Genomic DNA, 20,006 nt, shown 5'->3' with positions numbered 1-20,006 from the left:
ACGGCTTAAACGCTGCGTGGTCTGAGTTAACCGCGATGGGCGACAGTAGTAGAGGCGGCTCCGAAAGCCGCGTCTGCCGAGATCAGTGTCAATGCCAACGTGCAGGCGCCGACGTGAATGCGAAGCCCTTTCAGCCAGAACGAACGCTCAAAGTCTTCTCGCATCAATCGGCGACTGGGCTGGCGCACTCTAGAATATGATTGTCAAGCGGTCCTGGCATCCCGCCTTCGTACCTCAACCTGAGAAGCAGCACATCGTATCCTCTTTGCGCAGACCATGGCTAAATGCACGCCACTTTTGTCAATCTGTCGACCGATCCCCGGAACCTTTGGAGCTCCTTTTTTGTTTTCTACTCAGGAGGAGAATGTCATGTCGTCGAACGAGGCATTCAAAAGCCGGCTGACCGAGCTGGGGATCGTCTCACCCAAGCACGCGAAGGTCCGAGGGTTGAACAAACAACAACAAGAGCTAGTTTACGCCTACCGGCTGGGGAAGCTCGACGAAAAAACGTTCCAATTTCACCTTTTAGAAGATCCAGCGTTGGCCGAGTGGGTGCGACGGGTACTAGAAGCTGCAAGTCATGACCCCCTGAGAAAATAAATCGCTGACTCGTTCCCCAAACAGCACGAAGGTCGGCTCGCCAATGGGCACTGCTTGCGCGCCGTGAGGATCCGGACATTTCCATTGTTCAGGTGGAGGGCAATCCGATAGCCATCCCATTTCACTTCATAGGTCCAATCTTGACCGCGGCGGGCGCGGCTTGAGAAGCGCGAGGCACGGTTCAACGTGAGCCGGCATTGGATCAAGGGGATGTTTCGGCTGGGAGGGGTCGCGCGGCTTCCGTGCTCGACTGCGAAGCGGCTTCTCATCTGCAATGAGGGACTTGGAACGAGGAGGCTTTTGACATCAAATAATTACGTCAGGCAAATCTTAAAAAGATAAAGAATGCGACACGACCCGAACCAGTACGATTCGAAATATAGGCGGCGAGCGCGTACGAGCGGCTGTAGTCTGTCGGAACAACGACCCGCCTGCATGGTTCCCTCCACGTTGCAATGACGCAACGACTAAGGAGGCGGCATGAAAGAGGCCGCGGCCGCTGAGAGAACGGATCACTGAGATGCAGGTGATGATCGAGGGACAGTCACACTTCCAGCCTAACGAAAAAAATGGTCGGCTTCCGCTGCATCGAACGCGCTTGTTTCAGTTTAGAACAATTCTTCGACAACCTCGACATGGAGTGGGAACAAATTGCAGTGTGCAGCGTTTACGGCTGGCTTGAGAAATGAAACCCCTCAAGCCCAACTCTCGACTCGGCCCCCGCAACCGCGACTGCGGGGTCTTTTGCGGCGCGTGATTGACGAGGTAACAGGAAACTCGAACCGCCTTGATGGCGCTCCTCCCCCGGGTAAGGGCGGCCCTCGATCTATACGACATAGAACAGCCATTGGTCGCCCAGGGATTCACGGAAACCGAGATCCTTGATGTACCGATCAATCTCACACACGAGTGATCGAACTTCTTCCCGGCAATCGGCTGAAAGTTCTATCAACTCGCTGGACATCTCGGTCTTAGCGCTTCGGTCCGACTAGCGATCTCGGCAGACGGGCGTAGTTTGTGGCTGTTCTGTCAGTGGCATGCAGGACAAGACGGCCCTGCCCTATGCGCAAACCCGCGAGGGCTTCCCTTCAGTGGACGTAAGCCGAACGTTACAGCCTCTGTCTAGATCGCCGCCATGTTCGCCCTGTCCTACCGGGCGATGACAGCGACCGCTATGCGACAGATGACGTCGGCAAAAGTGACACCCAGCGCCATGCTCCCGATGCCAATAACCCCGATCGCCCCTGCCCATCAGCTTCCAACGCTTCAGGTCATCGGTGACTGGACGCATTTCCGAGATGTCTTCCTGAACGGCAGCTACATTTCCTTCCACCTTTCCGACGCGATCAACGAGTTGATCCACGCGCTGATGCATCGTTGCCCGGCTTGCGTCCGACTTCACTTCTGACGCGCGGAGGCGTCACGGAGGTTGCGCACTTCTGCCGGAACTTCACCCATTTGCTGGTGCGGATGGCAGTTGGCTTCAGGACCAGCACCAGCGTCGGGCGTGCGAAGTGATCGACGCGATCGTCGAAGCCGTTCATGCCGCCATTGGTCTTCGTAGTGATCGTCTCGATGTCGCCCTGATCGGCGAAGCGATTGAGGTTGTGGCTGCCCCAATACCAGAGCGGCACCAGCCCTTCCCATGGGTCGTTATCGGCTAGATCCGGATTGGCGACGAAGTCGGCCGGGTTGAAGCCCTTTGCCTCGGACCAGTCGTAGAACGCCTGATCGTTGGCTTTGCCGGTGAGCTGCACGCCGGTGCGACCCATGTATTTCCGTCGCCATCGAGCGCCGGCGTGTTGCCGAGATCCGCGCGCGTGTCGTAGCAGGCCCGCGCCGGCGTCGGTCCCAGATCTCGCGATCGTATCGGAAGTCGCCGCTTTCATGCATAAGCTGCGCCAGGTACTGCACCACGCGGTGCACGCGGTCCATGCCGAAGTCCTCGCGATAGCGATCGAGCGACACCAGGACGGATTTCATGTTGGCTTCATTGACAGACTGGAGAGCGGTCGCGCGGATGTGCTGAGCCGCAACGAGTACGTTCATTTGTTTTCTCCACAGATTGTGATGATTGCCGTTTTTGTTAAGCATCAAAAGACGAGCGGCGCCGGTTAGGGCGGTTCCAGCAGATAAACAAATAGTCCTAAAGTATAGTACCTAAGTACATCTGGCATCGCGCGGAAGACAGTCTAGAATTAATTGCTTCCTGTCTGGGTGAATACGACTGTCTTTTGTTCGGGATCTCATCCCACGGTATTCGGGGGCTCCCGTCCCTTTCTCAAAGGAGTGTCAGGATGTCTTATTTCAAAGATCCCAACCTGCCTCGCAATACTGCACGCCGGCGTTTTATGGGAGTGGCGGCCGCGGCCGGTGCTCGTTTCGCGAGCGTGGCGGCCATTGCCATGGCGGCCTCATCGTCGCCAGCGCGCGCTGCGGGCCTGCATTTGGGATGGGGCAACGGCAACGGCAACTCCGGCGGCAACGGCAACTCCGGCGGAGGCGGGAGCAGCGGTGCGCAGTGCTTCCTGCGTGGTACGTCGATCCTCACGGATTGCGGTGAAAAGTATGTTGAGGATCTTCGGATTGGCGATCGCGTCGCTCTTCCGGGCGGAGACACCCGCGCGATCAAATGGGTTGGTCGCCAAGTGTTCAGGAAGGGCGGCGCGCACTGGCATGACGGTCTCGTGCCAATCCGAGTGGCGCGCCATGCGCTTGATAGTCGTACGCCACATTCGGATCTCTACCTGTCGCCTGGCCATGCGCTATTCCTGAATGGCGTTTTGATCCGCGTGAAGGATCTCGTGAATGGTACGACGATCGCACCGATCGCACCCCACGACGATATGACGATCGAGTATTACGCCGTCCTGCTCGCGACTCACGAAGTGATCCTTGCTCAGGGCGCTGCGGCGGAGACTTTCCATCCCTCGGATAGCAATCGCGAAAATTTCTCGAATTTTGCGGAATACGAACGGCTATATGCCGGTGAGGCGCGCGAGGAAATGACATCCTATGCGACAGTCCTTGGCGAGGAAGGCGGCTGGCAGCACCTAAGAGCTCTTCTTCTGCTCGGCGCTTCTCCCTTAGCGCCGATATTCGATCCATTCGAGGATGCTTGCGAGAAGATCGATGCCCGAGCCAAGGAGTTGCTGACCTGAACAGCCACTGGCTTTGCGTTGAATGCTCTCAGAACACCCTGCGGACGGGATTACACACGGCGGCCCCCTCGAACCCGGCGGCGGCCACGGCGAACCACAACTCCTCCTTGCCTGCTTCCTCGCTGCGAAGGCAACGAAACTTCGGCTCCTCGGCCTTCGTCACCTTCGCCAGACGCTCTTCGTTGCTTGGATTGAAGGCTCGTTTGTGTGTTTGAATGTTCAACGTTCAGCCCTCTTTTTGATGATGCTCCGCCCCTCCGGCGTCATGTGTACATAGGATGGTCGCCAGTTGATGGCGCCGGGGCGTAAACTCGCCTCGGCGGACCGAATTGGTACCAGTGACCATCAGGATCTAGGAAGTACTGCAGAGCTTCGGTAGCGAAATGGCCTGCCATCTCGTCGAATAGCAGATCGCAGATGAGGCCGCCGGATGGTTTCGCCGTGCTCATCGGGCGCCACGGGTTCTCCCGATCGTGCGCCTCTCGTTCTTGTCGCTCCTTGATCGTCATTGGCCATTCCCAGATAGGCAGCCGGATCGATGTGCTGACATCCCACTCCCACGTGACGCAGTTGCTTGCGGCCGGCGTGCATCAGAAGATTGCCAGCGAGCGTCTCGGGCACTCGACGACCGGAATCCCGCTTGACCTCGGGGGATGCAGGCAAACGCTGCAGAGCAAGTTGACGCAGCCATCAAAGCTGCTAAAAAGCCAGCCGTCGAGTGATCGGGTAGCAAATCGGTAGCAAACACCGATTCTTTGAAATCAACAAAATGTCGATTTCTCAACCTTATCAATTAGATGGAAGAGTGTCCGAGTGGTTTAAGGAACCGGTCTTGAAAACCGGCGTGCGGGAAACCGTACCGTGGGTTCGAATCCCACCTCTTCCGCCAAATCTCATTGATTTTGTTGTATTTTATTGAATTTTTAGACGAGAAATAGCGAGTTATCATAACGTGCTTCCAAGATCGTTTTGGCCGACTGGAACTATCCTACGTTCCACCAGTTCTATCGATACAGCGCTTCAATTCCACGCTGTGGGACCAAGCATCGCCCAAATGCAGAGGTTCGCATAGGCCCGGCGCTGATTCCCCGTCCCCGCCGGGCTTTTACGAGGAACCTTTCATACCTCTGTGAGTTCTCCACCCACGCAATGAACTCCTAACAGGGCCATTGCGCGCTCTGGTTAGTCCCTCAACGCCAGCGCAAAAAGGCTCGGCGGTCCACGCGCCGGGCCTTTTCTGATGACGCCAGCTCACCGTTATAACGAATTCACGAAAAGGTTATTTCGACGGCAGAAGCAACAGTCCCGCTGCAATATAGGAAAAAAGCTGCCGGCGTTCGCGCCCTCCTCACGTGGTACGCCCTGGTGCGGGCGTTGCCGTTGGTAGTGGCGAATGAAAGAGGCCAGCCCAGTCAGGGGGATCAGTCTGGCCGGCGCGCATGCCGCGCCTAGAAGAACTCGTCTCGTTTTAGGCTAGCGTAAGAAAGCCAGTCCCATTTGCCGCGGCTATCGTTGCAGGACTTACACGCTGCCGCGAAATTGTCTCTGTCGTCTTTGCCGCCATCGGGGTTGGGGAGTTCGCGATCTCGCTGCAAAGTCCGGTGTGACCGCGAATACGGTCAATCGTATTGAGAATGGCTCAGACGCGAAGCAGTCGACGATGGATGCCCTGGAGCACGCGTCGACAGCCGCCGGTGTCACCTTCATTGATGGCAACTACACGGGCTCTGGCGGTGCTGGCGTGCGCCTGACGCAGCCTACCGGCGCATCGATCGACATGAACACTGACGAAACCGTTCAGTACAAGGAGCACGTGACGAACGACGCTCCTCCTGGCGCGGGTGGCTGAGTTGCCAAGCAACGGCATCACCAAGCGAAACGTGTCGGCATCCAATGCAAAAAATGAACTAACGGACGGGTTTCCACTTTTCCTACTTGGCGTACTTGGCGGCGTAATCGTCCCGAGTGGGTTTATCGCCTACTCTGGCATTCACGTCGAAGACCTGGCTGTGAAAAGCATTTCATCCTCCGACCAGGCAACGCTTTACGCTGGATTCGGGGGCGCGGTCATGGGCGGCGTCACTTCATGGCTGCTGGCTTGGCAGACGGAGAGGCGCTCAGAAAGCCGAGAGCGGGTGAGGCAACTGGAGCTTGAAAGGGCTGCAGCATTGTCCCTGTTTCTCAAGATACAAGCAGTTTCCAATGGCTACTTCACCCATCGCGGCTACATGTGGAGCGGGCTAAACGAGGCGAACAATCACGGGCTTCTCCATGGAGAAATGTGGAAAAAGATTCGCCCACAAGCAGGAGCAACCGACGACGTTTCGAGCGTTACGTCTAATGAGTTCGTTCCCTTAGTCGAAGCGAAACGAGCAGACCTGATAAACGACTGTCAGCTCCTTTTTGCCAGATACCGATCCATTGCGGCGAGTTTGGACATTTACTCCCGAAAGCGGGAGGCGCTCCAAGAAAATATGAAGCCTTTTACGAAGCTCTCGGGGAAGAGGAAAGGTGAAGTAATTACTGTACTTCCAAAAGACCAAGCTCACGTCTTTGAATTGGCCGCGTTTGAATTGGAATCCCTAATTCGAGATATTTACAGCCACGTTATTGAGGACTTTGAGACCTCTAAGAACCTCTGTGAGGAGCTGTCTGTGGTCTTCAAAGCATATTTCAAAGAAACCGAATTCGTCACGATGTCGGCCAACGAGGCTGCGCCAGAGACCCAAGCGACCGCAGAATAGCCCTGCCCGGTCAGTAGCTGCACGAGAGCGCGTTGGTCGGCCTGAAGCCGTCCGCGCAAGCGGGGTTCACGGAATTCCGTGGTTGATATCGAAAATCAGGCGGATTTGGATTTCGCGGCGTCGCCGTACAAGCTGAAGTAATCGCAGCCAAGCCGACCATCATTCCGGCCGCTATGAATGCCTGAAACGTGCTCATATGAGGTCTCCTCGCCGCGTTGCGTTCTAGACGCGAAAATGACGCGCCATCAAGCAGATGCGAGGGCTATCACGAACACTTGACCGCCCTCGGCCGACTCGCCTAGCTTCCGAACGCGGCCCACCAATCCGCATGCGTTCCGCCACCACCGGACAGTCACAGTCTGTCGGCGATCTCTGCCGCTCCTTGCCACCGACAAAGAATTCGCCATCGCCGTGGTGGGCAAGGAACGCGCATCGATGTGGATCAAGGCTGTCATTCCTCAGCTTGAGAGGAAAGGCTTCCCTCGCATCGATCCACTGCACGAGGGTCGACCAGTGCCATTGGTTCGGCGGTTCTACGATGGGTACTTGGGGATCACGTCAGGCTTCAACGTAGCGGCGCCCGATGGCGAAGAAAAGCTTGGGATGTGGAAAAGGGACCGCAGCAAGAGGATCAAGACCAAATGGGGCGATCCGTGACCGAGCCACCACGCCTCATCGGCCGCAAAGAAGCGGCAGCCTACTGCGGGATATCGCCCACTTGCTTTTCCATGTGGGTGGCGAGCCACAAGATGCCGCCGGCAATACCCGGCACCTGGAAGTGGGATCGCAAGGCAATCGATGCAAAGCTCGATGAAATTAGTGGGCTGGCAGTGACCGCAGAGCCGCCATCGATCGCAGCGGAATCGGATCATGAGCGACCACTGAGCAACTACGAAGAATGGAAAATCAAGAAGCAGGAGCGGCGCGAGAAATTCCGCCCCCGCCTTGGTCTGGACAGGAAGCTTGAGCGGATACTCATGTTCATGTTCGATCATCCCGAGGCGGGGGCCGTTGACGAAATACCGCAGGCCGGCCCGAGCCATATGCAATGGCTGATCGAAAAAGGCGCCGTTCGCTTCACGGGCTACCGCGACGAGGTTGAGACATACGCACCGACAGACGAAGACAAGGCGGAGGCGCATCGAATCGTGAAGTGGTGGCGTCTTGCTCCATAGGTGGAACTTGACGCTGGCTCAGATCGGGCTAAACTCAACCCATCATGTTTCTGACGGCCCGACCACGGATGTACTGGCGGTTGTTGTTGAGACAGATTGAGGAAGGTCGACGCCGAGAAAGGTGCCGGCCTTTTTCTTTGCCTTTAGTACGCCGATTGGTTGCGGCAGTGGAAAAGCACGCTCAACCTTGAATTGCTCCTTCCAAGCCATGACACGTCATGCATATTTCGTGGTCGGGTTAAGAGTCATTCTAAAGGGGCATTCATGAAACGTCGCTACGCTTCGCTGGCAATCCTCTGGCCGCAACCTCGTGCGCCAAACGTCCGGATGCAATCGTACCAGTCGACATTCCAATGGCGGCGCGACGGGAGATGCTGTGGGCGCCTTCCTAATCGGCGTGCCTGCATCGAGCACGTTCGGCGGCGACAAGGAGGGCCAGGTAGCAGTTTCCAAGGGCAAGGTGCAGGCAATTCAAAACGCCATGGGGAGCAAGAACTGCGCGAGCTCGTAAGTCGCGACTGCTCCCGTGAGATTTTTGCAGTCAACATCGTATATCTTGTGCCATTCATTGCGGGAGTTGCAAGATATTGTGCATTATGATTCTCTAAATATCGAGGAGGAAGTGATTCGTTATTGGGGAATGATGAATTGGCTGAAGGTCTTCTAGAATATTTCCGACGTCTCACCGTTTGGGAGCGCGCGGTTAAACCGACCACTCTAGATCCGAGCGAATGTCGTTTCGACGCCCATGGCCCTCATGCGCTTCGGTGATTACGGAAACCGAAACTCGGAATATGGGTGGGAACTCGATCACTATCCTACTCCAAAAGCGTTGCGGCGCGGATGACGCTTCCAATCTGCGGGCGCTGCACTGGCGTGGCAATGGCACCCATGGCGGTCTGCTTGGTCTAGGCCTCTCGTTGGCCAAGAAACAGAACCCACGAGTCGGTGGTCTGTTTGGACTTCTCATGGGCGATCATTCCGTCAACTCATAAACCGCCACATTTACACGGCGTTAGTGCTATCGTGTTCTTCCTGATCGGCGTAACATGATTAGGTTGGCTCCATTTGTTTTACGGGCAGAGCCGATTGGGAGATAACATATGCTCTTGCCTTTGGCGGGAGCCATTCAATGAACTTTCTCACCCACGTGGACCTCAGCGACAACGAACTTGAAACTGTGACTGCCTCCCTCCAGGGGTGGTGCGGAGCAACCCGAACTGACCCCAACAGCCTTTCGGTGCAGACGGCCGCAGGTGTTGCCATCGATCTATTGTCGCAATTTCCGACGTTAACCGCCGCTGAGTTACTTGAATTACTGCTTCTTCGCCTTCCAGCCGCAGCTGACGAATAGCGTGCGTGGAACAACGTATCACAACGGGAGTTTAGAGAGTGGATCGCCAGGTCAGAATTTTTCTCCCCTCATGTCAAACGCTGGCCAACTGTGCGATCCGTCATTCGTCCATCGCTCCAACGTGAATTGGAGACCTTGTGTCGGCACAGGAGTGGCTCGCCTTAATCGTTGAGCGCAACCAAGCGCTCCACGCCATAGGATCGGCAGAAGAAGCCCTTGATATGCTTTTTACCAATTGGCCGGTCACGAGCGGCATCGGATTCATCCTAGCGATGGAGGCCTGCGCCGGGACCGTCACCGGCGCGGTGACCCAGGGCGAAGCCCAAGCCGCATTCCTTGCAGCGGCCCGTGATGCGAAGGTCGTCCTCAGGATCGCCTGAGCTCTACTCGGCCTCATAAACCGTGGCATTGTCCTGAACCACTAGCAGCCCCTTATACGACGCATACCGCAGCTAGCACGACGGCTTCGCCGTCGAGAATGGGACTGCCGACGCCGAGCCGTTTAGCGTCAGCCTCAATCGCGGGGAAGCGATGCGTCCAGTCATGGCCACCGCGCGTGAGAATGCGCACGTTCCCATTGTTGAGATGGACGGCGATCCGATATCCATCCCATTTTGACCTCGTAAATCCAATCAGGGCCGATCGGCGGGCGCGGCTTGAGGAGCGCAAGGCACTCTTCTATGCGCGCCGGCATAGGATCGAGTGGGAGGCGGGGTTGCGACGGATCGCGCGGTTTTCGTGCGCGCGAACGGGCGGGCGCATCGGCTTCGCTGGGGAGAGGCTTTGGAGGCTTTGGAGGCTTTGGAGGCTTTGGAGGCTTCCAAGGAGCTTTTGTCATCCCCTCAGTCCATCAGGCATTTCCTCGAGAGTCCATACATCACTTCGGATCGGCCGCCCGGCGTCCGCCTCCTACAACTGCGCTTCTACATACGAATCAAGAAACTCCCAGCGCATGTCAAAAGTAGCGCGCGCTAAGTCGTAGTGCGAAGCGCCGGATAATGGCAAGTTTGAGATCGTCACCACGGATGGGCGCCGGAGCTGACGTGGAGCGATGCAGGCGTGCGATGCGCCGTCGCTGGTCGCAGCCCGGAGTTTGTGTGTGTAAGGGCCCCGACGCTGGCGATCCGAGCTGCGATTGTCTGCCAGAAACATTGCCTAGAGCATAGCCAAAACGGCCCCAGACTGCTGGCAGGCCCAACGTCATGTCGAACCGAAGAAAGCCGCCGGCATTCGCGCCGACGGGTGCAGTATCCTCAGGCGGGCACTGTCCGTGGCATGCCGACTAGAAATTGAAATATAGGCTCACACCTGACCTGCGATGATAGGGGTAATAGTCGCGATAGCCATAATCTCGCGGATAGCCGTAATACCGCGGACGGTAGCACGAGCCGTAATACCGGCAGTCTCGGTACGCGTACCGCCGATTCTTCCAGTGGCCATACGCATATCCATTACCATGACCGCGGTTTTTGACCTGCTCAACGTCGGCGGTGTGGATAGGTGCTGCTTTCGGCACGACGATCGGCATGGCGTTTAGCGGCAGGGCGAAAGATGCAGCCAGGACCATGGCTGCGAGTGTGGGAAAAAGCTTCTTCATCATCGGCGCATCCTTTCAGGCTGCGAGCCTGGGTTAATAGGCCTTAACCTCGGATGAACAGCTCCCGCTGCGGACTTCCCGAAAAAACACCGGCCGGCGCGCTGCTTGTGTTTGGCGCAGGTGGTGACCGCGCCGGCCGTTGGTGACTGAGAATAAAAGCGGCACGCCATCATGGCGGCCGGCGCGCATCTCGCGCCTAAAACTCGTTACGCTTCCAACTCGCGTAAAAAAGCAAGTCCCATTTGCCGCGGCTATCGTTGCAGGACTTACACGCAGCGGCAAAATTGTCTCTGTTGTCTTTGCCGCCATCGGCACGGCGGCGAAGATGTTCCAGCGTCGCAGCCCGCGGGCGTACGCTCACGCGGCTCGTAAGATATCGTCATGAACCTGCGGCGATAGCAGCACTTTCCGCCCTGCCGGTGGAATAGAATTAGCGTGTAGATGCGTCGCGTCTCGGTATCCATCGGTCGCTACCAAGTACTCGCCACGTACCGTGCGATGCGGTCGATCGGCGCAATCCATTGTGATTTCCTGAAACTGGGGGCCCATAGCGGAACATGTGCGGCCAGTGATGACGGCGCGCGCTTCGTGGAACTTGACCGCATCCATACGCTCGAACTCATCCAGCAATCCCAAATGCCGGGGCATTCACAATGGACAAGTTGGCGGAAAACGGCGCCATTGTTGCGGGGAAGAAAGACCGAGATGGCGATATCATGTGGAAAGTGACGGACGTGGGTCTGGAAGAGGCAAAACGCGTTGACTTTTGGCACTATGGAAAGAGTGTGCCCGAGCCACATGCATTGGCTGATCGAAAAAGGCGCCGTTCGCTTGACAACAGGCTATCGCGACGAGGTTGAGACATACGCACTGACAGACGAAGGCAAGGCGGAGGCGCATCGCATCGTGAAGTGGTGGCGCCTCGCTCCCTAAGCCAAGCTTGACGGCTCAGCGACTTGGATTGCACTCAACCCATCATGTTTCTGACGGCTGACCACGGATGAATTGGCAGCTGGGGTCGGCGCTGATGGAGGTGCCGGCCTTTTCCTTTGGCACCGATCTTACCCTTGCACGCGTGCGCCTCCCATATTAGATTTTACTCATATTGCAGTTGGTAGATTAAGGAGGAAAAAATGCCAACGCCGGATGTCCTTTGGAACACCCCTGTAAATGTTCGACTTCAGAATGGCGCTGAAAAGTCTTTCGAGAGTATCCACGATACCCTGGACTTTCTCGAAAACGAATGGCCCAAAGCCCACGGTGCTTATCACGATGCAGCCGTAATCAGCTGTCGGAATGCCCTTCGGCGACAAACCCCTCCAGCAGTAAGCAAAGAGCTCTTCCTCGCGGCATGCCTGGAGGCGGGCCTTGCTGTTCGGGGCGGTAACAGGCGGTCGAACGGCGAACGTTTTTTGCCAACCGTTCATCGACATTTCTGAATGTGACGAAGCTGGAACAAAAGACAGGCAGTCGCATTTACCGCCAGAGGCATTCGCCTCGACCCTTCCTATGTCCCAGCGCTGGCCCCGCTCTTCTGGCGGGGTCTCTAGCGATGGCAACAGAGATGTTCTTCATGGAGGATGTTGTGATGTCTCGCAAACACTTCAGTCGCCGCGATGTGCCCCTGGATTCTGACGGCCTACACAAATGCCACGTAGTTCTAGATGCCATTTGCGAAGAGTTCAAAATAGAGCCTGGCTCCGAGGAGGCGGATCGCATTGCCGCAATCACCATCGAGCTTTATCAGCAGGGCGTGCGCGACGTTGGCCACCTGAAGCATATCGTCGACGCCGCACGCGGCCTCGATCTCGACCGAGATGGAACCAAGGCATAGCCCACCGCGTTTTGCGCTTCGCTCGCGGCCTTCTGGACGCGAGCATTCCGGAGCCCTGACCTTGCCCCGCACATACTGCGGGGCTTTTTTTCGACCGCTCAATGACAGCAACGCAACTGCATGGGCTACTCCAAGCGAAGTATGTACTAACCCGAATTGATTACGGTTTTATCTTCGCGGCTGCGGATATGGCCCATGTTTCCTGTCGATGCGAAGGTCGGCGACGTTCGCTAAAACGTGAAATTTCCCAAATTCAAGATATGGTATGATTACCCGTTCGAAGACGCTGTCGGAGAATTTATGTCATAGGGCCTGTCCGAACCCCAGATGGGCGTGATGATGGCTATCCTTCGGCGCGGCCTCATTCGTGATGGCTTTGAACATGGAAGACCCACGTTTCGATAGCTTTCGCTATGATTGGCGGCCTTCTAGTGCGCTGCCCACATCTTCGTCCCCCTATGCCTATATTGCACACTGGTGGACCGAAGATATCGAGAACTATGGCGACGCCGTCAGGTTCCGCGCCAAGTTGCGCGCTGAGGGTGGCAACAAGATACTCCTGGAGGAATACGAGCAAATCTGTGTTCAGCTTGAGGAGGAGCTGCAGTCCTATTTTGACGCTCCCCAAGTCGACCTGCCGAGACGAATTCTCTCCCCAACCCGCTGCCATGAGCGTATGATGATTAGTGTGCTAATGCTACCCTCATTGCACGCGACTTCAGGCAGACCACCCTTAACCCGCCTGAAGTCTCACCGGCGTCCTGTCGCGAAGGGCAGGACGCGTTGAGGGGCCAGGTTCTCGACAGCGATCCCCTGCGCGTACACCTAGCTGCTGAACCTCCCCTCGATTTCTTGGGCTTTGGTCCAACTAGCGATCCCGGCAGATCGGCGTAATCTATAATTGTTCTGACCCGCTGGGGAGCCAGGACAAGAAGGGAAGCTTTCGCCCCATGCGACAGCCACGTTGCAGCAACACCCTGCCGAGGGCTTCCCTTTCGATCACCGTGCTGGGATGGCTGCCTTATTCGTTTCCGGCGACTGGATATCGACTTGATGCTGCCGCCAAGTCGGGCCATCGGGGTCAGTAACTACAAGAACGCTCATTGCTCGGCCTGAACCTACCCGCGCAAGCTGGATTCACGGAAGTCCTCGGCTGGTACTGATAATCAGGCGGGTTTGGATTTCGCGGCGCCGTCGTACACGCTGAAGTAATCGCAGCCAGACCGATCAGCATTCCAGCTGCTACAAATGCCTGAAATCTGCTCATATGGCGTCCCCTCGCCGTGGCGACTTTGCGTCCTTGACGTGAAAATGCCGCCCCATCAACCAGATGCTAGGGCTATCACGAATACTTGACCGCCCTAGGACGGCCGACGCCACCACCGGTGGCATGGGTCTATTTTGGGAAGGTGTTTTGAATGGTGGACAGGGCAACTCTGGCAGCCCTTGCATATGTCCAATCCACGCAGCCTTTAGACCCCGAGGCTGGGTGGCGTCGCGAAGATTTACAGGTTGCTTTTCTTGCTGGCATGAACCCCCATCCGCTGCCGCGTCAGCTGTCTGTGCCAGATGTGGCGCGAACATGGGGAGTTTCATCGTCGATAATCCACGATCTCGTGCGGCATCCTTGGCAGACCTGCCTTACGGCCTCAGGCATTTGCAAATGACAGTCGAACCGCGCACCGAACATGACGGGTCTTTCACCGGTGTCCATTGCGATAGTTCTCCAGAGAAGGTGGATTTCACGAAGTCCTGAATTTCATCCTGAACCGGACTGACGTCGCGTGGGATGCTGAAGCAATTGCCAGTTTGACCGGAGGTGAAGCCCAGATAGTCAAACGTGGTCCAGCCTCCGGCCTGTAGAAGAAGGGTGTCTCCCTTAAACCCCGGCGAATGGACGGCGGTTTCAATCTTCCTCAACCTGGCAGGATCCTCGTTGCAAAACCAATTTGGATTGTCTTCCTGCCAACTCTCCACCGTGCAATTGGCCCCAGCGTATACGCTCGTAATGGTATTTCCCCACGCATCGGCCTCATTCACGTCAATTATTTTAAGAAGATACGGCCAAGTGGCCTCCAAGCCTGTATCGAAAACTCGCACCATCTTGAGCGTCCCGTTGCGAAACTCTCCCTTCAGGTCAATTCCATCGGCAGCCAACTCGTCAACGATGGAGAGGAAGTCTGGGTAGGGAAGCCCGTTAACTGCAAGGAGACTTATGTTCTCTTTCACCCCACGGATATGTTCGAACTTTTTACTCCTCAGCGCCCTTATGATCCGAACCGTAGATTCAGCACCGCGTCTTTTGACTCCTCCGACAGCGACAGCATAAGCACTCGAGAGGCGACCGGCGAAATAGTCCCATCCCTTTTGGTCCGCGCCGTTCTCCATCAGCAGGTCAATCAAACGATCATCAGCCTGCCCGTACAGAGCTTCCTTCACAAAGCTTCGCTTGAATCGCCCATCGGCAAATCCATTTCCGTCGACATTCCCGCGACGTAAGATAGTGTGAGCGCTAAGAAAATCGTTCTTCCCTATGGCCGTTATCAAGGCACGACCATCATCGGTAACGGGATCTGCGATTGCAACCTTTGGCAATCCGCAAATAAGAAAGAACGGCACTAGCATCATTGCGATGAAATGCGGCCGCCGTCGCGTGATACGTCGAGGAACGACAATCATTTGCTTACCTTGAACCCGCCCTTCATGAGGCGTACCTTCCGCCGTCGCCCGCTCTAGGGCGCTGCTCATCACTCCTGATGCCCCGCGCCCTGCGGGGCTTCTTTTGCATTTTCTCGCGATCGTCAGGCAGAATGTGCAGCCCCACTTCGTGTGCCGCAATTGCGAAAGCGGCCCGCGCTGTCGCTGCATCGGTGTAGAAGTCCAGTGCCTCCAAGGACGCCATGAGTGCACGGTGGAACGATGGACGGCTTTTCCATTTGCTGCCGAGGAGTATGGCGGCGAGATCCGCGACTGTATCAGCATGCTGATATCGGCCGTTGCCTTCAATTTCGACGTCCCTCGGGCTGATAAAGACGGGGATTTCGCCATCCATACCCCTAAACTCCTTGAGTTTTCCTGACCTCGATACATGGAAGCCGGTTCGTTTTCGTCGAGAGGTTGCCCGTCCGGACGTTCTCACACGACACCGTCATTAGACTCCGAGCCCAACTTGCATTATGCTTCTAGTAGAAAAACAATAAGGACATGCAAGTGAATATTGTACTGTGGGATCGACCGATCCGCGCCGGCGGCACTTTGATCTTTGGACCGCTGGCGGCAAAAGAGTTCATGACCGCCAGTTGGCCAGAAGCAAAAGATCGTAACTTCGACAAGGCCGTGGCGGCGATCCTCGCGGCAATCCGCGGTCGAGGATCGCCGGATCTCGCGCGCGAGCGCTTTGAGAAGGCGCTGCTGTCGGCAGAGCTTGTTTAGGCCACTGAGGCTGGTTATCCGTTCGCATCCGCCATCGATCCCGCGTCACCAATCTTCTGATGCTCGGCGGCGCCTGGAATGTCGGTTTCGCCGTTTGGATTTGCGAAGAATACGGACAACACGAGCTTATGCAAAGCTCTGACGGAAGGCACGTATGCGATCCGAGTCGATGGGTAAGATGCACTGGGTGAGCCCAAACCTGACACTCGTTGCCGGCAATCTGGTGCTCATTCGAAGCGGCGCCACGGGTAAGCTAGTAGACTCGTGACCTTGCGGTGGTGGAACTGTGCACGTCGTGGTGCTGGTTGAGATGATATGGAAAACGGGGGTGTACCTGGGGGTATGCTCAGGCCCGCCTCGTGCGCAAGGCGACTGTCCTATGATCATTCAGCGAGCAATTACTTGGCATCCCTTCTCCGGCGCCGAAGCCTGAGCAGGGACGAACTCTTGCGAACTCGCGCAATATGAGGCGTTGCTCGCCCCATGCCCACAGTGCAAGCGGCGCAAACCCGTCGGCGGTGGGAGATACAAAGGAAGTTCGAAAAGGATTGACGCTGGGCCAGGTCGCCGGTCTCATGCGATGCAAATGCGGCTCTAAGGGCGCGCGATTGATGGTAGGAATCTGTCGCGATGAGCATCGAAAACCACTCGAAGGCGCCTGGCGCCAACATTCACGTAAACCACTACTGCTGTGTGGAGGGATGCGGGAAATGGGGAGGCTTCGGCCACACCTCGTCCAAGGGCGTTGAAACGCGATGGTGGTGTGCGAGCATTATCCGTATTGGGATGACATCAAGAGAGCGCATGGACGAGATCAGTGATATGCGAGTTATCTGCTTACCATGGGCACCGCCCGTCAGTAACTGCACGAGCGGCCGTCGCTCGGCCTGAAGCCATCCGCGCAGGCTCGATTCAATGAATCGCCAGGCTGATAGCCTGATGCGGAGCCCATCGAGTTCGGGGGAGTCGCGCATGCCGATGTGAGCGCCGAAAGACTAATAATCGCTCCGGCTGCTACTAAAGCACGAAATCTGCTCATCCTTGCTTCTCCTCGCCAGGGCGGTTTACGCTGCAGGCAGCAATGTATCGCGCCATTAGGTAGATGCGAGGGGTATTTCGCCGGGAAGTGGAAATAAATGACCGCCGACGAACGCTCACCCGATTTATGCGCTGCAAATGCTGGCACAAGGGAGCCAGCTGATGATGGGGAACCTGTCGCAACGCGCGTTCTCGTGGTGGACTGTCGTACGCATATCGGGACTATTATAGCGCGACGATCAGGATGCGACGCGAGCGACAATCTGGATGAGATTCTTATGTCGCGGTTGGAGCGAAGTTATCATGTTGATTGTCGCTGGCAAGAGTTTCATCGTGTTCTGATTGCCGCTCCGCGACAAGCTGGGAAGAGCTTTTGATTGTCGCGAATGAGGCGGGTCTGCCGCGCTGGCGTTTGGCTTCCATGGCCGAACGCCGCCGGTAGCTTTCGACATTCATCTCGAAGATTGTTGCGTGATGGACAAGTCGGTCCACCGCGGCAAGCGTCATGGCCGGGTCTGGAAAGACGCGGTTCCATTCTCCGAAGGGCTGATTGGCGGTGATCATGATGGAACGCCGCTCATATCTTGCGGAGATGAGTTCGAAGAGCACGCTCGTTTCGGCCTGGTCCTTGGTGACGTAGGCCAGGTCGTCGAGGATGAGAAGATCGAACTTGTCGAGCTTTGCGATGGCGGCTTCGAGCTGAAGCTCCCTCCGCGCGACCTGAAGCTTCTGGACGAGATCGGTCGTGCGGGTGAAGAGCACGCGCCAGCCGTTCTCGATTAGCGCGAGGCCGACGGCTGCGGCGAGATGGCTCTTTCCGCCGCCGGGCGGACCGAACATCAGGATATTGGCGCCTTTGGCGAGCCAGCTATCGCCGGCTGCAATCGCCATGACCTGGGCCTTGGAGACCATGGGAACAGCGTCGAAGGCGAAGCTGTCGAGCGTCTTTCCGGGTGGCAGGTGGGCCTCGGCGAGGTGTCTTTCGATCCTGCGATGGGCGCGTTCGGCCAATTCATGCTCGGCGATGGCCGAGAGGAAACGGGCAGCAGGCCATCCTTCCCGATCGGCCTGCTCGGCAAATTGGTGCCAGAACGTCTTGATCGTCGGCAGCCTCAGTTCGTTGAGCATGATGCCGAGGCGGGCTTCATCGACTGTGTGGATGTTGCTCTTCATGCGACCTCTCCCGCATAGGCCGTGCCGATCAGGGCTTCATAACCATTGAGCGACGCGAGTTGCACATGAACGATCGGCAACTGATCCGGGTCCGGGCTGAAGACCGCTCTCAAAGCCGCCAGATCAGGCAGTTTGTGGGCGTCGAGCGTTTTGGCAAGCTCCTCGGCCAGTTCACGCTCGCAACTGCGATCGTGAGCCAAGGCAAGCAGTTCCACGGTGATCTTGCAAGCCTGCCGCTCGGGCAGTTGCTCGATGAGCGCGTCGAAAGTCCTGCGATATTCCGGCCTGGGGAAGAGCTTGTCGCGATAGACGAGCCCCAAAAGCGCCATCGGCTTTTTGCGCAGGGAATGAATGACGTGATGATAGTTGACGACTTGATCGTGCTTGCCACTCGCATGGGCGCGGCCTCGGGGTAATGTCAGCAGATGCGTGCCGCCGATGAAGACGTCGAGGCGATCGTCGAACAGACGCACCCGCAGCCGGTGGCCAATCAGACGGGAAGGCACGGTGTAGAAGACCTTGCGCAAGGCGAAGCCGCCGGTGCTCGATACGGTGACGATGACCTCTTCGAAGTCGGTGGTGCGACGATCGGGAAGAGCTTGCAGATGCGTGCGCTCGGCATCGATGCGCTTGCCATGTGCGGCATTGCGGCGGCTGACGATCTCATCGATGAAGGCGCGATAGGATCCGAGGTCGCCAAAGTCCCTGGTTCCGCGCATCAGCAGAGCATCGCGGATCGCATTCTTGAGATGGCCGTGGGAACTTTCGATCGAGCCGTTCTCGTGCGCGACGCCCTTGTTGTTGCGCGTCGGCGTCATGCGATAATGGGCGCACAGTTCGTCGTAGCGATGCGTCAGATCGACCTTGGCGTCGGCATCGAGGTTGCGGAAGGCGGCCGATAAGCTGTCGCTGCGATGATAGAGCGGCGAACCGCCAACCGACCACAGGGCGTTCTGCAGCCCCTCGGCCAGAGCGACGAAGCTCTCTCCACCCAGGATGACATGGGCATGCTCGAAGCCCGACCAGACCAGCCGGAAGTGATAAAGCAGATGATCGAGCGATTGGCCGGCGATCGTCACGCCGAGGCTGCCCATGTCGGTAAAATCCGACAGTCCTAACCGACCGGGTTCGTGCATCTGACGGAAGATCACTTCCTGCTCCTGACCGTGAACAGCCCGCCATGATCGGATACGACGCTCAATCGTACGGCGAACACCTTCTGACAGCTCTGGATGACGCCGCAGCATCTCGTTGTAAACGGCGACCGCTCGGATGCCGGGCGCGGCCTTGAGGAGCGGAACAACCTCGGCGTCGAAGATGTGCTCAAGGGGATCGGGGCGACGCCGGTCGCGCGGCGGCTTGGTCTGCGATGGAAGACGCGCATCCTTCTCGATGCGGTAAGCCGTCGCCCGGCTGATCGACGCCTTGGCGGCAGCGACCTCAATGGGGTTGTTTTGTCGGTACTTCATAAAAAGCCTCGTCTGATGATCGGTTACATGGCGACCCGGCACAAAGGTGATTCTCCATTCTCAGAAAATCACCGACGCTACCGGGCCAACCGCGATCATGAGACGCCGAAAAATTGCGCCGCGGCGGGGGTGTAACTCCAGTCGGGCTACGCCCTCCCTTCGTCACACCCCCGCCGCCGAGTCTCATCCTGATTGACGCTGAGTCTCACCTTGTTTGTCGCCGCGCAGGGACTATCTTCCCTCAAAGAGCGGTGCGGAAGCTGAAAGTTTGTTGAGCCCTCGCGCCAAGTCGTTCCCCACTTTGGGAGTCCGTTGCAGCCGCAATTATAGCGAATCAGCACGGATTCTTAAAATAACATTACTATTAATTTCAATACGATAACGGAAAATCCCGGACGCCACGCACAGCACACAATTCATCCGACATCT

21 protein-coding genes, 1 tRNA gene and 4 pseudogenes are annotated in these 20,006 nt (G+C 57.0%); 14 read left to right on the top strand and 12 right to left on the bottom strand.

The window, feature by feature from the left end:
- Positions 1-369 precede the first annotated feature (369 nt).
- A complete protein-coding gene (locus WGT02_RS11440; protein WP_024318889.1) occupies positions 370-600 on the top strand; it encodes a hypothetical protein in 231 nt (76 codons plus the stop codon).
- 62 nt (positions 601-662) lie between these two features.
- Here the strand turns inward: WGT02_RS11440 and WGT02_RS11435 are convergent.
- Together WGT02_RS11435 and WGT02_RS11430 are read right to left on the bottom strand one after the other, a co-directional pair.
- A pseudogene (locus WGT02_RS11435) lies at positions 663-876 on the bottom strand (ATP-dependent DNA ligase); the annotation flags it as partial.
- 873 nt (positions 877-1,749) lie between these two features.
- Positions 1,750-2,058: pseudogene (locus tag WGT02_RS11430) on the bottom strand (DUF1515 family protein).
- 429 nt (positions 2,059-2,487) lie between these two features.
- Here WGT02_RS11430 and WGT02_RS11425 point away from each other — a divergent pair.
- Both WGT02_RS11425 and WGT02_RS11420 read left to right on the top strand, forming a co-directional pair.
- A complete protein-coding gene (locus WGT02_RS11425) occupies positions 2,488-2,718 on the top strand; it encodes a hypothetical protein (protein WP_208247677.1) in 231 nt (76 codons plus the stop codon).
- Positions 2,719-2,897: 179 nt separating this feature from the next.
- The gene (locus tag WGT02_RS11420) at positions 2,898-3,761 is read left to right on the top strand and encodes a Hint domain-containing protein (RefSeq protein ID WP_208250441.1); all 864 of its coding nucleotides are present in this window, start codon (positions 2,898-2,900) and stop codon (positions 3,759-3,761) included.
- A 28-nt stretch (positions 3,762-3,789) separates the two neighbouring features.
- On the opposite strand, the gene WGT02_RS11415 is transcribed toward WGT02_RS11420, so the two are convergent.
- Positions 3,790-3,984: a hypothetical protein gene (locus tag WGT02_RS11415; RefSeq protein WP_208250442.1), complete on the bottom strand. Its 195-nt coding sequence runs from the start codon at positions 3,982-3,984 to the stop codon at positions 3,790-3,792.
- A gap of 576 nt (positions 3,985-4,560) precedes the next feature.
- On the opposite strand from WGT02_RS11415, the gene WGT02_RS11410 reads away from it, so the two are divergent.
- Positions 4,561-4,650: transfer RNA gene (locus tag WGT02_RS11410), tRNA-Ser, on the top strand.
- 559 nt (positions 4,651-5,209) lie between these two features.
- Here the strand turns inward: WGT02_RS11410 and WGT02_RS11405 are convergent.
- The gene (locus tag WGT02_RS11405) at positions 5,210-5,356 is read right to left on the bottom strand and encodes an HNH endonuclease signature motif containing protein (RefSeq protein ID WP_112334078.1); all 147 of its coding nucleotides are present in this window, start codon (positions 5,354-5,356) and stop codon (positions 5,210-5,212) included.
- An 8-nt stretch (positions 5,357-5,364) separates the two neighbouring features.
- On the opposite strand from WGT02_RS11405, the gene WGT02_RS11400 reads away from it, so the two are divergent.
- The 6 genes and pseudogenes from WGT02_RS11400 to WGT02_RS11375 all read left to right on the top strand — a co-directional run bounded on the left by WGT02_RS11400 (position 5,365) and on the right by WGT02_RS11375 (position 9,414).
- Positions 5,365-5,610 carry a hypothetical protein gene (locus WGT02_RS11400; protein WP_231052288.1) on the top strand — a complete coding sequence of 82 codons (246 nt, stop codon included), beginning with the start codon at positions 5,365-5,367 and terminating at the stop codon, positions 5,608-5,610.
- Position 5,611: 1 nt separating this feature from the next.
- A complete protein-coding gene (locus tag WGT02_RS11395; RefSeq protein ID WP_208250443.1) occupies positions 5,612-6,505 on the top strand; it encodes a hypothetical protein in 894 nt (297 codons plus the stop codon).
- 641 nt (positions 6,506-7,146) lie between these two features.
- Entirely contained in the window at positions 7,147-7,680 is a 534-nt protein-coding gene (locus tag WGT02_RS11390) for a hypothetical protein (RefSeq protein WP_208250444.1), read from the top strand.
- A gap of 264 nt (positions 7,681-7,944) precedes the next feature.
- A pseudogene (locus WGT02_RS11385) lies at positions 7,945-8,191 on the top strand (hypothetical protein).
- 621 nt (positions 8,192-8,812) lie between these two features.
- A complete protein-coding gene (locus WGT02_RS11380; protein WP_024319159.1) occupies positions 8,813-9,034 on the top strand; it encodes a hypothetical protein in 222 nt (73 codons plus the stop codon).
- Between the two features lie 221 nt (positions 9,035-9,255).
- A complete protein-coding gene (locus WGT02_RS11375; RefSeq protein WP_375678258.1) occupies positions 9,256-9,414 on the top strand; it encodes a DUF982 domain-containing protein in 159 nt (52 codons plus the stop codon).
- A gap of 73 nt (positions 9,415-9,487) precedes the next feature.
- Here the strand turns inward: WGT02_RS11375 and WGT02_RS11370 are convergent.
- From WGT02_RS11370 to WGT02_RS11360, 3 genes and pseudogenes are all read right to left on the bottom strand, one after another.
- A pseudogene (locus tag WGT02_RS11370) lies at positions 9,488-9,872 on the bottom strand (ATP-dependent DNA ligase); the annotation flags it as partial.
- A 444-nt stretch (positions 9,873-10,316) separates the two neighbouring features.
- On the bottom strand, positions 10,317-10,634 hold the full coding sequence (locus WGT02_RS11365) for a hypothetical protein (RefSeq protein WP_024318804.1): 318 nt from the start codon (positions 10,632-10,634) through the stop codon (positions 10,317-10,319).
- A 193-nt stretch (positions 10,635-10,827) separates the two neighbouring features.
- The gene (locus tag WGT02_RS11360) at positions 10,828-10,992 is read right to left on the bottom strand and encodes an HNH endonuclease (protein ID WP_225039648.1); all 165 of its coding nucleotides are present in this window, start codon (positions 10,990-10,992) and stop codon (positions 10,828-10,830) included.
- A 772-nt stretch (positions 10,993-11,764) separates the two neighbouring features.
- Here WGT02_RS11360 and WGT02_RS11355 point away from each other — a divergent pair.
- A complete protein-coding gene (locus WGT02_RS11355) occupies positions 11,765-12,070 on the top strand; it encodes a DUF982 domain-containing protein (RefSeq protein WP_082321207.1) in 306 nt (101 codons plus the stop codon).
- Positions 12,071-12,219: 149 nt separating this feature from the next.
- Complete coding sequence (locus WGT02_RS11350) at positions 12,220-12,465, top strand: hypothetical protein (RefSeq protein ID WP_024318801.1); 246 nt, start codon at positions 12,220-12,222, stop codon at positions 12,463-12,465.
- A 1,641-nt stretch (positions 12,466-14,106) separates the two neighbouring features.
- Here WGT02_RS11350 and WGT02_RS11345 read toward each other — a convergent pair.
- Positions 14,107-15,213 carry a hypothetical protein gene (locus WGT02_RS11345; protein WP_339151151.1) on the bottom strand — a complete coding sequence of 369 codons (1,107 nt, stop codon included), beginning with the start codon at positions 15,211-15,213 and terminating at the stop codon, positions 14,107-14,109.
- Positions 15,167-15,418 carry a DUF982 domain-containing protein gene (locus tag WGT02_RS11340; protein WP_225039814.1) on the bottom strand — a complete coding sequence of 84 codons (252 nt, stop codon included), beginning with the start codon at positions 15,416-15,418 and terminating at the stop codon, positions 15,167-15,169. The genes WGT02_RS11345 and WGT02_RS11340 overlap by 47 nt, the downstream gene beginning before the upstream one ends.
- Between WGT02_RS11340 and WGT02_RS11335 the strand changes: the two genes are divergently transcribed.
- Positions 15,377-15,544, top strand: a complete 168-nt coding sequence (locus WGT02_RS11335; protein WP_225039871.1) for a hypothetical protein — start codon at positions 15,377-15,379, stop codon at positions 15,542-15,544. The two genes, WGT02_RS11340 and WGT02_RS11335, sit on opposite strands and share 42 nt — an antisense overlap.
- Positions 15,545-15,675: 131 nt before the next feature.
- Complete coding sequence (locus tag WGT02_RS11330) at positions 15,676-15,897, top strand: DUF982 domain-containing protein (protein ID WP_024318798.1); 222 nt, start codon at positions 15,676-15,678, stop codon at positions 15,895-15,897.
- 856 nt (positions 15,898-16,753) lie between these two features.
- Here WGT02_RS11330 and WGT02_RS11325 read toward each other — a convergent pair.
- The 3 genes from WGT02_RS11325 to istA all read right to left on the bottom strand — a co-directional run bounded on the left by WGT02_RS11325 (position 16,754) and on the right by istA (position 19,577).
- Positions 16,754-16,936, bottom strand: coding sequence for a hypothetical protein (locus WGT02_RS11325; RefSeq protein ID WP_082321210.1), 183 nt, complete (start codon positions 16,934-16,936; stop codon positions 16,754-16,756).
- 275 nt (positions 16,937-17,211) lie between these two features.
- Positions 17,212-18,108, bottom strand: coding sequence for an IS21-like element helper ATPase IstB (istB, locus tag WGT02_RS11320; protein WP_208245168.1), 897 nt, complete (start codon positions 18,106-18,108; stop codon positions 17,212-17,214).
- Positions 18,105-19,577 carry an IS21 family transposase gene (gene istA / locus WGT02_RS11315; protein ID WP_208245170.1) on the bottom strand — a complete coding sequence of 491 codons (1,473 nt, stop codon included), beginning with the start codon at positions 19,575-19,577 and terminating at the stop codon, positions 18,105-18,107. Before istA ends, istB begins: the two co-directional genes overlap by 4 nt.
- Positions 19,578-20,006: the final 429 nt, after the last annotated feature.

Source organism: Rhizobium sp. T1470 (assembly GCF_042140505.1).
GTDB classification, from domain to species: Bacteria; Pseudomonadota; Alphaproteobacteria; order Rhizobiales; family Rhizobiaceae; genus Rhizobium; species Rhizobium favelukesii.
Note: the sequence above shows the minus strand (reverse complement) of the source record. Positions and strands in the feature narration are given on the sequence as shown.

Excerpts from the sequence above, each read along its gene's own strand:
- istB (WP_208245168.1), bottom strand. The coding sequence starts at position 18,108 with ATGAAGAGCAACATCCACACAGTCGATGAAGCCCGCCTCGGCATCATG.
- WGT02_RS11420 (WP_208250441.1), top strand. The coding sequence starts at position 2,898 with ATGTCTTATTTCAAAGATCCCAACCTGCCTCGCAATACTGCACGCCGG.
- WGT02_RS11365 (WP_024318804.1), bottom strand. The coding sequence starts at position 10,634 with ATGATGAAGAAGCTTTTTCCCACACTCGCAGCCATGGTCCTGGCTGCA.
- WGT02_RS11380 (WP_024319159.1), top strand. The coding sequence starts at position 8,813 with ATGAACTTTCTCACCCACGTGGACCTCAGCGACAACGAACTTGAAACT.
- WGT02_RS11350 (WP_024318801.1), top strand. The coding sequence starts at position 12,220 with ATGTCTCGCAAACACTTCAGTCGCCGCGATGTGCCCCTGGATTCTGAC.
- istA (WP_208245170.1), bottom strand. The coding sequence starts at position 19,577 with ATGAAGTACCGACAAAACAACCCCATTGAGGTCGCTGCCGCCAAGGCG.
- WGT02_RS11375 (WP_375678258.1), top strand. The coding sequence starts at position 9,256 with ATGCTTTTTACCAATTGGCCGGTCACGAGCGGCATCGGATTCATCCTA.
- WGT02_RS11390 (WP_208250444.1), top strand. The coding sequence starts at position 7,147 with ATGGGGCGATCCGTGACCGAGCCACCACGCCTCATCGGCCGCAAAGAA.
- WGT02_RS11345 (WP_339151151.1), bottom strand. The coding sequence starts at position 15,213 with ATGAGCAGCGCCCTAGAGCGGGCGACGGCGGAAGGTACGCCTCATGAA.
- WGT02_RS11440 (WP_024318889.1), top strand. The coding sequence starts at position 370 with ATGTCGTCGAACGAGGCATTCAAAAGCCGGCTGACCGAGCTGGGGATC.
- WGT02_RS11355 (WP_082321207.1), top strand. The coding sequence starts at position 11,765 with ATGCCAACGCCGGATGTCCTTTGGAACACCCCTGTAAATGTTCGACTT.
- WGT02_RS11425 (WP_208247677.1), top strand. The coding sequence starts at position 2,488 with ATGCATAAGCTGCGCCAGGTACTGCACCACGCGGTGCACGCGGTCCAT.
- WGT02_RS11325 (WP_082321210.1), bottom strand. The coding sequence starts at position 16,936 with ATGAGCAGATTTCGTGCTTTAGTAGCAGCCGGAGCGATTATTAGTCTT.